This window comes from Cupriavidus sp. AU9028 (assembly GCF_019795295.1).
Taxonomy (GTDB): Bacteria; Pseudomonadota; Gammaproteobacteria; order Burkholderiales; family Burkholderiaceae; genus Cupriavidus.
The window spans coordinates 19,050-30,900 of sequence record NZ_JAIMCG010000004.1 but is presented as its reverse complement, the minus strand read 5'-3'; the positions used below and the strand labels follow the sequence as shown (position 1 = coordinate 30,900).

10 protein-coding genes are annotated in these 11,851 nt (G+C 69.5%); 4 read left to right on the top strand and 6 right to left on the bottom strand.

Annotation, left to right across the window (positions count from 1 at the left end):
* Positions 1 to 113 precede the first annotated feature (113 nt).
* A complete protein-coding gene (locus K6V06_RS05775) occupies positions 114 to 1,433 on the top strand; it encodes an ankyrin repeat domain-containing protein (protein WP_222240908.1) in 1,320 nt (439 codons plus the stop codon).
* A 43-nt stretch (positions 1,434 to 1,476) separates the two neighbouring features.
* Here the strand turns inward: K6V06_RS05775 and queF are convergent, their stop codons facing one another.
* Both queF and ilvA read right to left on the bottom strand, forming a co-directional pair.
* Positions 1,477 to 2,310, bottom strand: a complete 834-nt coding sequence (gene queF, locus K6V06_RS05770) for an NADPH-dependent 7-cyano-7-deazaguanine reductase QueF (RefSeq protein WP_222240906.1) — start codon at positions 2,308 to 2,310, stop codon at positions 1,477 to 1,479.
* Between the two features lie 33 nt (positions 2,311 to 2,343).
* On the bottom strand, positions 2,344 to 3,882 hold the full coding sequence (gene ilvA / locus K6V06_RS05765) for a threonine ammonia-lyase, biosynthetic (RefSeq protein WP_222240904.1): 1,539 nt from the start codon (positions 3,880 to 3,882) through the stop codon (positions 2,344 to 2,346).
* 360 nt (positions 3,883 to 4,242) lie between these two features.
* Between ilvA and otsB the strand changes: the two genes are divergently transcribed.
* The 3 genes from otsB to otsA all read left to right on the top strand — a co-directional run bounded on the left by otsB (position 4,243) and on the right by otsA (position 8,391).
* Positions 4,243 to 5,064, top strand: a complete 822-nt coding sequence (gene otsB / locus K6V06_RS05760) for a trehalose-phosphatase (RefSeq protein ID WP_222240902.1) — start codon at positions 4,243 to 4,245, stop codon at positions 5,062 to 5,064.
* A gap of 119 nt (positions 5,065 to 5,183) precedes the next feature.
* Positions 5,184 to 6,941: a glycoside hydrolase family 15 protein gene (locus tag K6V06_RS05755; protein WP_222241494.1), complete on the top strand. Its 1,758-nt coding sequence runs from the start codon at positions 5,184 to 5,186 to the stop codon at positions 6,939 to 6,941.
* A gap of 55 nt (positions 6,942 to 6,996) precedes the next feature.
* The gene (gene otsA / locus K6V06_RS05750; RefSeq protein ID WP_222240900.1) at positions 6,997 to 8,391 is read left to right on the top strand and encodes an alpha,alpha-trehalose-phosphate synthase (UDP-forming); all 1,395 of its coding nucleotides are present in this window, start codon (positions 6,997 to 6,999) and stop codon (positions 8,389 to 8,391) included.
* 6 nt (positions 8,392 to 8,397) lie between these two features.
* Here otsA and K6V06_RS05745 read toward each other — a convergent pair whose 3' ends face one another.
* From K6V06_RS05745 to K6V06_RS05730, 4 genes are read right to left on the bottom strand one after another with little or no spacing between them, the layout of a single operon-like run.
* Positions 8,398 to 9,015 (bottom strand): NTP transferase domain-containing protein, encoded by a 618-nt coding sequence (locus tag K6V06_RS05745; protein WP_222240898.1) that lies wholly within the window; start codon positions 9,013 to 9,015, stop codon positions 8,398 to 8,400.
* Positions 8,997 to 10,025 (bottom strand): XdhC family protein, encoded by a 1,029-nt coding sequence (locus K6V06_RS05740; RefSeq protein ID WP_222240896.1) that lies wholly within the window; start codon positions 10,023 to 10,025, stop codon positions 8,997 to 8,999. Before K6V06_RS05740 ends, K6V06_RS05745 begins: the two co-directional genes overlap by 19 nt.
* Positions 9,998 to 10,579: a CoxG family protein gene (locus K6V06_RS05735; protein WP_222240894.1), complete on the bottom strand. Its 582-nt coding sequence runs from the start codon at positions 10,577 to 10,579 to the stop codon at positions 9,998 to 10,000. The genes K6V06_RS05740 and K6V06_RS05735 overlap by 28 nt, the downstream gene beginning before the upstream one ends.
* Positions 10,570 to 11,745, bottom strand: a complete 1,176-nt coding sequence (locus tag K6V06_RS05730; RefSeq protein ID WP_222240892.1) for a VWA domain-containing protein — start codon at positions 11,743 to 11,745, stop codon at positions 10,570 to 10,572. Before K6V06_RS05730 ends, K6V06_RS05735 begins: the two co-directional genes overlap by 10 nt.
* Positions 11,746 to 11,851: the final 106 nt, after the last annotated feature.

The following is an 11,851-nucleotide window of genomic DNA, read 5'->3' as shown; positions in this document are numbered from 1 at the left end:
CATAGCATTGCGGCCTCATCTTTCATGCCACCGGTCGAGCGGCATACCGAGCGTCATTGCCGCCCCGACCGCAACAGTCAACCCGAACGCCAGGACTACCTCCGGAGAATCCCATGGTGCTTCCTTCCTCCTCTTCTTCCCGGCTGATTGACATGGTTCGCCCGCTCGACGCTGGCAGCGCGGGCAGCGCCGCCGCGCTGCCGGGGCCGGCCGGCACCGGCGCGGCGGCGCTCAATGCCGGCGATGCGGATGGCAACACGGCCCTGCACCATGCCGTGCTCGCCGGCGCCGATCCGGACATGCTCGACTGGCTGTTGCGCCACGATGCCGATCCGACCCGCGCCAACGCCGCCGGGGACACGCCGTTGCATCTGGCCTTCGCCATGCGGCCGCCGGTGCCGCAGGCGGTGCGCATGATGGTCCGGCATCTGGACCGCAACGATGCCGGCGAAGCCTGCGCCGCGCGCGCCGTGCTGGTGCTGCGCAACCGGGCCGGGCTGGTACCGGCCGCGCTGGCGCGCGGCAACAATGCCGGCGAGGCGATGCTGGGCAGCCTGGTGCGGGAACTGGCGGGCGACTACCGGCGCTGGCTGGCGCGCTGCGGCGCGGGAGCGCTGACGACAGCGCTGGAGTGCGGCGACGCCGCGACGGTGCGGCAGTGGCTGGCGGATCCGCAGTGGCTGCAGGCGCCGTTGACGACCGGCGGGCACGATGCGCTGGCCATCGCGGCGGCGCATGGCCATACCGACATCGTGCGCCTGCTGCTGCAGGCGCAAGGTTCGCATCGCGCCGCCGTGCCCGCGGCCGACCTGCCCGCCTTCGCCGGCGGCGAGACGGCGCTGATGTGCGCGGCGGCCGCCGGCCAGCCGGAGGCGGCTGCCGCGCTGATCGAGGCCGGCGCCCGTGTCGATGCCACCGACAGCCGCGGACGCACGCCGTTGATGCTGGCGGCGCTGTTCGGCGATGCCGGCATGGTCCGGCTGCTGCTGCAGGCCGGTGCCCGCCGCGATCCGCGCGAAGGGTCGGCCGGGGCTGGCTGGACGGCGCTGTGCTACGCCGCCGCCGGCCTGCATGCCGAGGCGGTGGACCTGCTGGTGGACGGGGCGCAGTCCGAGGAACTGCAGCGGCGCGATGCCGCGATGCGCACGCCGCTGTTGCTGGCGGCCCGCTCGGACGAGCTGCAGGGCGAGGGCGGCAGCCGCGCCGCCACGCTGTCCCTGCTGCTGCAGGCGGGCGCCAGCCCCGAGGTCGCCGACATGGCGGGCATGACGCCGCTGATGTACGTCGGGCAGGCGGGGGACATGCCATCGGCACGCCGCCTGCTGCAGGCCGGCGCCAGCCTGACGCCGCGCGATGCAACCGGGCGCACGGCCGCGGAACTGGCGGACGGGGCCGGCCATGCGGCCCTGGCCCGGATGCTGCAGGCCGGCTGAGACGCGCCCTTGGCCGGGGGCCGCCCGTCTGGCGCGGCCGGCCTTACTGGCGCGCGTTGCGCCGGTTGTCCGGCCAGGGCGTGTTGAAGTTGGTACGGAACGGATTGATGTCGAGCCCCCCGCGCCGGGTGTAGCGGGCGTAGACCGCCAGCTTGGCCGGCCTGCACTGGCGCATCACGTCCACGAAGATTCGCTCCACGCACTGCTCATGGAATTCGTTGTGGTTGCGGAACGAGATCAGGTACTTCAGCAGGCCTTCCTGGTCGATCGGGGCGCCAACGTACTGGATCTGCACGCTGCCCCAGTCCGGCTGGCCGGTGACCAGGCAGTTCGACTTGAGCAGATGCGACACCAGCGTCTCCTCGACGATGGTCTCTTCGTGATCGGCGCGCAGCAACTGGGGCGCCGGCTCGTAGATGTCGGTTTCGATATCGAGCCGGTCCAGCAGCAGGCCGTCGAGTTCGCCCATGCGCTGCCCGGCGAAATCCGCCTCGGTGGTCAGGCGCACCTGTACCGGGCCGCCGGTTGCCTCCGACAGGTCCTGGTGCAGCAGCTGCTGCAGCGCCTCGGCGGACGCCAGCCGGGTCTGGTTGAAGCTGTTCAGATAAAGCTTGAACGACTTCGATTCGACGATGTTCGGTGTGTTGGCCGGCACAATGAAGGTGGCCAGCGCGACCTGGGGCTTGCCCTTCTGGTTCAGCCACGACAGTTCGTAGGCATTCCAGAAATCGACGCCGAAGAACGGCAAGGCCGCGCCTTCGGCCAGCCCGATCTCGGCGCGCTTGGGTGCGCGCGGAATGGGGAACAGCAGGCTCGGGTCGTATTCGGCCTTGTAGGCCGAAACCTTGCCGAGCGGGGAATGTTCGGGCAGGCTCATTGAAGCTCCATCAAGGGTGACGCGGCATGCCCCTCAGGCCAGGAACAGCTTGTAGACGGGGTTGTCGGTCTCTTCCCAGTGTACGTAACCCAGGGTCGCGAGGAATTCGCGGAAGGCGCGCTTCTCGTTCTTCGGCACCTGGATGCCGACCAGGATATTGGACGTATCCGCGCCCTGGTTGCGGTAGTGGAACAGGCTGATGTTCCAGTTCGGGCTCATGCTCGACAGGAAGCGCATCAGCGCACCGGGGCGCTCGGGAAATTCGAAGCGGTACAGCAGTTCATCGTGCGCCAGCGGCGAATGGCCGCCCACCATGTAGCGGATATGCTGCTTGGCCAGCTCGTCGTTCGACAGGTCCAGCGTGTCGAAGCCGTGCCGGCGGAAGTTCGCGGCGATGCGGTCGCTCTCGGCGCGGTTGCTGATCTGCACGCCGACGAAGATATGGGCGACGCGGTTGTCGGCAATCCGGTAATTGAACTCGGTGACGTTGCGGGTGCCCAGCTGCTCGCAGAAGCGGCGGAAGCTGCCGCGCTCCTCGGGAATGGTGACCGCGAACACCGCCTCGCGCGCCTCGCCCACCTCGGCGCGCTCGGCGACGAAGCGCAGGCGGTCGAAGTTCATGTTGGCGCCGCAGGCGATCGCCACCAGGTTCTGGCCCTTGAGCTTCTCGCGCTGCGCGTACAGCTTCAGGCCGGCCACCGCCATCGCGCCGGACGGCTCGAGGATGCTGCGGGTGTCCTGGAACACGTCCTTGACGCCAGCGCAGATCGCGTCCGTGTCCACCAGCACGATCTCGTCGACCAGCTCGCGCGCCAGCCGGAAGGTTTCCTTGCCGACCAGCTTGACCGCGGTGCCGTCCGCGAACAGGCCCACGTCCTTCAGTTCGACCCGCTTGCCGGCGTCGATCGAACGCTTCATGCCGTCCGAATCGACGGTCTGCACCCCGATCACCTTGATCTCGGGGCGCACCGCCTTGATGTAGGCCGCCACCCCGGAAATCAGGCCGCCGCCGCCGATGGCGGCGAACACCGCGTGGATCGGGCCGGGATGCTGGCGCAGGATTTCCATGGCGATGGTGCCCTGGCCGGCGATCACGTCCGGATCGTCGAAGGGATGGATGAAGGTCAGCTTTTGCTTCTTTTCCAGCTCGACCGCATGCTGGTAGGCGTCGCTGTACGACTCGCCGTGCAGCACCACCTCGACCCATTTGCCGCCGCGCTCGCGCACGGCATCGATCTTGACGCGGGGCGTGGTGACCGGCATCGCGATCACGGCCTTGCACTGCAGGCGGGCCGCGGACAGCGCGACACCTTGTGCGTGGTTGCCCGCGGATGCCGCGATCACGCCGCGCTTGAGTTCCTCGGGCGTCAGCGACGCCATCTTGTTGTAGGCGCCGCGCAGCTTGAACGAAAACACCGGCTGGGTGTCCTCCCGCTTGAACCATACGTTGTTGCCAATTCGTGCCGACAGCTCGCGCGCAAAGGTCAGTTCGGTCTCCTGCGCCACGTCGTACACCTTGGCGGTCAGGATCTTCTTCAGGTAGTCGGGTTTGCTGGCTGTCTTGCTGGTCATGTCGGCGGCCGGCTTGCTTGCCGGTGGAGGTGTCGGCCCGAGGGCGCGAAAGTGCGCGATAGGGCAGGGCGGCCCGGGAAGGGGGGCTGCGGTAAACCATTAATGATAAGGGATGAGGCGGTGTGGCCGCCGCAGGGGCCATGTTTGCGCGCCGGATTGCCCTCTCCCCCGGCCCCTCTCCCGCAGGGCGGGAGAGGGGAGCGAACCCACCACGGACGACTGCCCCGCCGGTTTTCTCCCTCGCCCACTTGTGGGAGAGGGGTCCGGGGAGAGGGACAGCCAGCGCACGGTATGCAGCAAGCGCCATGTAGGACGCCAGCGGGTGGACGCTCGTTGGCTGTCGTGTTACGGTGTGCAGCGATGTCATCCCTATCGCTGATCGCTCCCGATACTGCGCTGTTCCTGGACTTCGACGGCACGTTGGCCGATCTTGCCCCTCGGCCCGACCTCGTGCAGGTCGAAGCGGAACTGGTGGGGACCCTGCGCGCCCTCCATCGTCATCTGGACGGCGCGCTGGCGATCGTGTCGGGGCGGACCATCGCCGAACTGGATCACTTCCTCCAGCCGCTGAAGCTTCCCACTGCCGGTGTCCATGGCGCCGAGATGCGCGCCGCCGACGGCAGCCGTCTGGAGGCACCGGGCTTCGACCTGGACAAGCTGTTGCCGAGCCTGGAGGCGCTGGTGGCCGCCAATCCCGGTCTGCGGCTGGAGCGCAAGCCGATGGCGCTGGCGGTGCACTACCGCGCGGTGCCCGCGCTGGAGGCGCTGGTGCGCGACCAGGTCGCCGATGCCCTGTGCAACGTCAGCGGCGCCGAGATGCTGCACGGCAAGATGGTGGTCGAGGTCAAGCCGGCCGGGGTCACCAAGGGCAGCGCCATCGAGCTGATGATGCGCTCCGCGCCGTTTGCCGGCCGCCGCCCGGTCTTCGCCGGCGACGATGTTACCGACGAAGACGGCTTTGCCATGGTCAACCATCTGGGCGGCCTCGGCGTGCTGGTCGGGCAGCGGCAAAGCGCCGCTTCGGTCAGCGTGCCGGCGCCCGCCGACCTGCGCGCCTGGCTGCACCACAGTGCCCGGGCGCTCGATTCCGCTGCGGGGCCGCCGGCCTCGCCAGCCACGCCGCCGGCGGTTCCGCCCGGCGGACAAGACATGGCGTCATCCAGCAATCATCGCGCAAGTTGAAGGGGGTACGAGTGAGCGAGTCAGGCACCGGAGTCGCGTACGACCGTGTCGCGGCGGACGCCGGCGTGGGCGCGGAACAGCGGTTGTCGCCGCATTGCGAACCATCGCTGTCGCTGGGAATGATCGGCAATTGCGCCTTCTCGGCGCTGGTGGACCAGCGGGGCCGCATCGTCTGGAGCTGCCTGCCCCGTTTTGACGGCGATCCGGTCTTCAATGCCCTGCTCGATTCGAGCGAGAACGGCGGGCACTTCTCCATCGAGATCGAGGACTTCGAGCACGCGCGCCAGTGGTACGAGCCGAATACGGCGGTACTGCGCACCCAGCTCACCGACCGCCACGGCAACAGTCTCGAAGTCACCGACTTCGCCCCGCGCTTTTTCCGCCACGGACGCTACTTCCGGCCGCTGACGCTGGTGCGGCGCGTGCGTCCGCTCAAGGGCGCGCCGCGCATTCGCGTCACCGTGGCGCCGCGCTTCGGCTGGGGCCGCAACGCGGCCCGGGTCGCGCGCGGCAGCAGCCATGTCCGCTATATCGGCGACGACATGACGCTGCGCATGACCACCAATGCGCCGCTGACCTACGTGCTGGAGCGCACGCCCTTCCTGCTGCTGCGGCCGGTCGACTTCATCCTCGGCCCCGACGAGACGCTGATGGGCGGCATCGAGGAGACCGCGCGCGACTTCGAGCAGGAGACGGTGTCGTACTGGAAGCTGTGGACGCGCCGGCTGGCGGTGCCGCGCGAATGGCAGGATGCGGTGATCCGCGCCGCCATCACGCTGAAGATGTCGCTGTACGAGGAAACCGGCGCCATCGTCGCCGCGATGACCACCAGCATTCCCGAGGCGCCGCACAGCGGGCGCAACTGGGACTACCGCTTCTGCTGGCTGCGCGACGCCTTCTTCGTGATTCGCGCGCTGAACAGCCTGTCCGAAGTCGGCACGATGGAGGACTACCTGCGCTGGATGTCCAACGTCGTGATGCAGTCCCAGGACGGCCATATCCAGCCGCTCTATGGCATCGGCCTGGAGCGGCATCTGCCCGAACACGTGCTGGACCACATCGGCGGCTATCGCGGCATGGGGCCGGTGCGCGTGGGCAACCAGGCGCAGGAGCACTTCCAGCACGATGTCTATGGCAACGTGGTGCTGGGCGCCGCGCAGGCATTCCACGATCACCGGCTGCTGCACCGCGCCGGCCCGGCCGAGTACCGGGTGCTGGAGCAGGTGGGCGAACAGGCGGTGCGGGTCTTCGGCACGCCGGACGCCGGCATGTGGGAGCTGCGCACCCGCGCACGGGTGCACACCTCGTCGATGCTGATGTGCTGGGCCGCCTGCGACCGGCTGGCCAAGATCGGCGAGACGCTGCAGTTGCAGTCGCGCGCCGCGTATTGGCACCAGCATGCGCAGGCGATGCGCGAGCGGATCCTGCGCGAATCCTGGAGCGAGGAGCGCCAGGCCTTCGCCGAGAGCTTCGGCGGCCGGGAGCTGGACGCCAGCGTGCTGCTGATGGCCGAGGTCAACTTCATCGACCCGCGCGACCGGCGCTTCGTCTCCACGCTGGAGCGGCTGGAGCAGGTGTTGTGCGACGGGCCGTACATGCGCCGCTACGAGGCGCCGGACGACTTCGGCAAGCCGGAGACGGCGTTCAATATCTGCACGTTCTGGCGGATCGACGCGCTGGCGCGCATCGGCCGCAAGGAGCAGGCGCGCGAGATCTTCGAAGCCATGCTCGCGGCCCGCAATCCGCTCGGACTGCTTTCGGAGGACACCCACCCGGTTACCGGCGAGATGTGGGGCAATTTCCCGCAGACCTATTCGATGGTCGGCCTGATCAATGGCGCCATGCGCCTGTCGTCCCCATGGGATGCGGTGATCTGATCCGGCCCCGGGTCAACGGGCGGTGCGCGCCGGCGCGCCGCCGGACAGGAGGCATATGTCAAGACTGGTAGCGGTATCCAACCGTGTGGCCGATCCGCGCAACGCCGCCGCCGCGGGCGGCCTCGCCGTGGCACTCGGCGAAACCCTGAACGCCACGGGCGGGCTGTGGTTCGGTTGGAGTGGCAAGGTGATCCAGACCGAGCGGGGCGGCACCCCCGGCGAAGGCGAGCTGCATATCCAGCATGCCGGCAACGTGACCCTGGCCACGGTCGATCTTTCCCGGGAAGACCACGATGCGTATTACCTCGGCTACAGCAATGGCGTGCTGTGGCCGGTGTTTCACTACCGGGTGGATCTGGCGGACTTCGACGCCGGCCACCTGAACAGCTACCGCCGCGTCAACCAGCTGTTCGCGCGCAAGCTTGCGCCGCTGCTCAAGCCAGACGACATCATCTGGATCCATGACTACCACCTGATCCCGCTCGCGGCCGAGCTGCGCGCGATGGGATGCGGCCAGCGCATGGGTTTCTTCCTGCATATCCCGCTGCCGCCGCCGCCGATCCTGTCCACCATTCCGCAGCATGAATGGCTGATGCGGGCATTGTTCGCCTACGATCTGGTGGGCTTCCAGAGCCAGGCCGACCTCGAGCACTTCAGCCGCTATGCGCAGTCCGAAGGTCGGGCCGAGCCGATGGGCGACCACCGCTATCGGGCCTACCATCGCACCGTACGCGCCCAGGCGTTCCCGATCGGCATCGACGTGGACGGGTTCGTCGCCCTGGGCAAGGGCGCCGAGGCGCAGGAAACCTACGAGATGATGATGGCGCAGTACGCCCGCCGGCGGCTGCTGCTGGGGGTGGACCGGCTCGATTACTCGAAGGGCCTGCCCGAGCGGCTGAAGGCGTTCCAGGCGCTGCTGGCGCAGTATCCGGAGAACCGCTCGAGCGCCACGCTGGTGCAGATCGCCGCCCCGTCGCGCGAGTCGGTCGACGCCTATGCCGACCTGCGGCGCCAGCTCGAGGGCATGTCCGGCTCGATCAATGGCGAGTTCGGCGAACTCGACTGGATGCCGATCCGCTATATCCATCGCACCACCTCGCGCAAGCGGCTGCCCGGGCTGTGCCGCGCCAGCCGGGTCGCGCTGGTGACGCCGCTGCGCGACGGCATGAATCTGGTGGCCAAGGAATATATCGCCGCGCAGGATCCGGACGATCCGGGCGTGCTGGTGCTGTCGCGCTTCGCCGGCGCTGCCGAGCAGCTGAAGGAAGCGCTGATGGTCAATCCGTACGATGTCCAGGGCACGGCGCAGGCGATCCAGTTCGCGCTGCACATGCCGCTGGCCGAGCGGCGCAACCGGCATCAGAAGCTGCTCGAGCGCATTCGCGCACAGGACGTGCACTGGTGGAGCCGCGAATACCTGCGCTCGTTGCGGGAGATCGAGGACAACTAGGCCGGCTCAGGCCGGACCGGCGCTGCTGCCCGGCAGATCGGCGTGGGTGTCGATGTCGCGAAAGGCGCCGTCGTCATCGGTCAGGATGCGCGTGACCGTGCGCGTCTCCAGCAGGGCCCGCGCGCCCTGGTCGCCATCGAGGCGCTGCAGCGCGTCGCGCCAGGCGGCGCCAAAGCCGACCGGGTGGCCGCGCCGGCCGTCCCGCCAGGGCGCCGCGATGGCTTCGGGCGTGACGATACTGAGCGCCACGGCGCGGACCAGCTCCAGCGGCACCCACGGCATGTCGGCCAGCGCCACCACCCAGCCCCGGGCGCCAGGCGTCTGCTCCACCGCGGCGGCCAGCGCCGCACCCATGCCGGCCTCGGCCCGAGCAGTGGCGATCACGTGGCAGCCGGCCTCGCGCAATTGCTCCGACAGCGCCTGCTGGTCCGGCCGCACGATGGCCAGCGCGCCTGGCAGCGCGGTGGCCAGTGTCCTGGCGCTGTGCCATGCCACGCTGCGGCCATCCTCCAGCGGCGCCAGCAACTTGTTGCGCGCGCCGGTGGCATCGAAGCGGCGCCCGAATCCCGCGGCGAGCAGCACGCCAACCGGCAGGTCGGAATCGATCAGCGGGCCGGACTGCATGTGCTCGCCTCGTTGGCCGCCAGTTCGCGCGCAGCCTTGGCGCCCTCCACCTGCAGGATGTCGGGCAGGGTGACATGGTTCTTCGCCGCGACCACTTCGGCCAGGATCGAGATGGCGATCTCCGGGGGCGTGCGGCTGCCGATATAGATGCCGACCGGCCCATGCAGCCGCGCCAGCTGCGCGTCGCTCAGGTCGAATTCGCGCAGCCGCTCGCGCCGCGCCTGGTTGTTGCGGCGCGAACCGAGTGCGCCGACGTAGAAGGCGGGGGTGCGCAGCGCCTCCATCAGTGCCAGGTCGTCCAGCTTGGGGTCGTGCGTCAGCGCGATGACCGCGCTGCGCTCGTCCAGCTTCATCTCCATCACCGTGTCGTCGGGCATGGTGCGCACCATGGTGACGCCGGGGATGTCCCAGGTCTCGGTGTACTCCTCGCGCGGATCGCACACCGTCACCTGGAAGCCCAGGCCCACCGCGATCTGGCACAGGTATTTCGACAGCTGCCCGGCGCCGATCACCAGCATCCGGTAGCGGGGACCGTGCACCGTCCACAGCGTGCGGCCATCGAAGCGCAGCCCGTCGGTGGCGTCGGCCTTGCCCAGCGTCGCCTCGCCGCTGGCCATGTCCAGCTCCCGGCTGACCAGGCGGCCGTTCTCCACCGCGTCGAGCAGTTCGGCGAGCCGGCTGGCGGCGCCGACCGGTTCGGCCACCAGTTCGATGGTGCCGCCGCAGGGCAGGCCGAAGCGGTGCGCCTCCTCGGCGCTGATGCCATAGCGAATGGTTTCCGGCAGCGTGCCGGCGATCCCTTCGCGCCGCACGCGGTCGATGATGTCGTCCTCGATGCAGCCGCCCGAGACCGAGCCGACCACAAGCCCGTCATCGCGCACCGCGAGCATCGCCCCTTCCGGGCGGGGCGACGAGCCCCAGGTCCTGACCACTGTGACCAGCAGCGTGCGATGGCCGGCGGCCGTCCATCGCACGGTGCTTCTCAGGACTTCGAGATCCACGCTGTCCATAATCCTTTCCGCTTGTCTGGCTCGTTCGCTTGGTCCTGGCCGCTTGCCGAAGGTTCTGCCGGTTCGCCTTCGGCCGGCGCAGGGGCCGCATCCGGCTGGGCATTCTCGCCCGTCGGCCCGGAAAGCGCCTGGCGAAAGGCGCTGAAGAAGCTGTTGGCCATCTTGCGGGCCGCGCCGTCCACCAGCCGGGAGCCGATCTGCGCGATCTTGCCGCCCACCTGTGCGTGCACCGCGTACGACAGTACCGTCTCCTCGCCATCCGGCTCCAGCCGCACATCGGCGGTGCCCTTGCCGAACCCGGCCGCGCCGCCCTGGCCGTCAAAGGCAATGGTATAGCTGTCCGGCGCCTGGATGTCCTGCAGTGCCATCCTGCCGCGAAAGCGCGCCTTCACCGGACCGATCGCGGCGGTCAGCACGACCTGGTACGCGTTCTCGCCATCCGGCTCCATGCTCTCGCAGCCGGGAATGCAGCGCTTGAGCAGGTCGACGTCGTTCAACGCTTCCCAGGCTTGCGCCTGCGGCACCGGCAGACGCTGGCTCTGTGTCATTTCCATGGTGCGATGGTCTCCTGTTGGGTTGGGGTGCCGAGCACCGACTCCAGCGCGAGCAGGCTGGACAGGTTGTGGGCCGGCCGCATCGTGTCCACGTGCGGCAGCATGGCGCGCACGCCGCGAGCCGTCGGCTCGAAGCCGGCGTAGCGCAGCAGCGGATTGAGCCAGACGATGCGATGGGCGAAGCGGCGCAGCCGGGCCATTTCGCCAGCGAGCAGCGCGATGTTGTCGTGATCCAGGCCATCGGTGACCAGCAGCACCGTGGCGCGGCCACCGAGCACCCGGCGCGCCCAGTCGCGATTGAACGCCGCCAGCGTCTGGCCGATCCGCGTGCCGCCGGACCAGTCGCGCACCTGGTCGGCGATGGCCGCGATGGCGACGTCGGGATCCCGTTCGCGCAGCCGCCGGGTGATGTTGGTCAGCCGGGTGCCGAACAGGAAGACCGACAGACGCTCGCGCGATTGCATCAGGGCGTGGCAGAAGTACAGCACCGCGCGCGAATACTGGCTCATCGAGCCGGAAATATCGAGCAGCAGCACCAGCGGCGGGCGCCGCTCGGCACGGCGGCGGTATTTCCAGCGCAGCCATTCGCCATGCTGGCGCACTGCCTGCCGCGCGCTGGCGCGCAGGTCGGCGTGGGTGCCGCGGCTGGCGGGGCGCAGCCGGCGGGTGCGCTCGGTGGCCAGATGCAGCCGCCGCGAGCGGATCAGGTGCTGCAGCGCCCGCCATTCCACGGCCGACAGCGTGTCGAAGTCGCGCTGGGCGAGACGTTCCTCGGCCGAGAAGGTCAGCGTGGCGTCGATCCGCTGGCTTGCCGGCGCGCCGTTCGCGGGCGCGGGGGGCGGCGCCTGCCGGGCGGCCAGCGCATCGGCCAGCCGGTTGTTGCGCGGCGGTGGCGGGGCGGTGCCGTCCACGCGTGGCAGCAGCAGCGCGCGCAGCTTGCCCTCCCAGTCGGGGTCGCGCCAGAACAGGTCGAAGGCGGCATCGAACAGCGGGCGCTGGTCGGGGCCGCCGAGCATCAGCGCAGCCAGCGCGGCGCGCACGTCCTCGCGCCGCTCCAGGCCGGTATGGGCCAGCGCGTTCAGGGCGTCGACCGCATGCGTCGGCGACAGCGCCAGTCCCGCCGCCCGAAGCAGGCGGACGAAGTGGGTCAGGTTGCGGGCGAGCATCGGGGGAAGTGCCGGCGCTGTGCCCTCTCCCCCGTCCCTCTCCCGCGAGCGGGAGAGGGGAGCGAACCGGCGGTGAGTGTGCGGGTGTTCGCCTGTCATGCCGTGC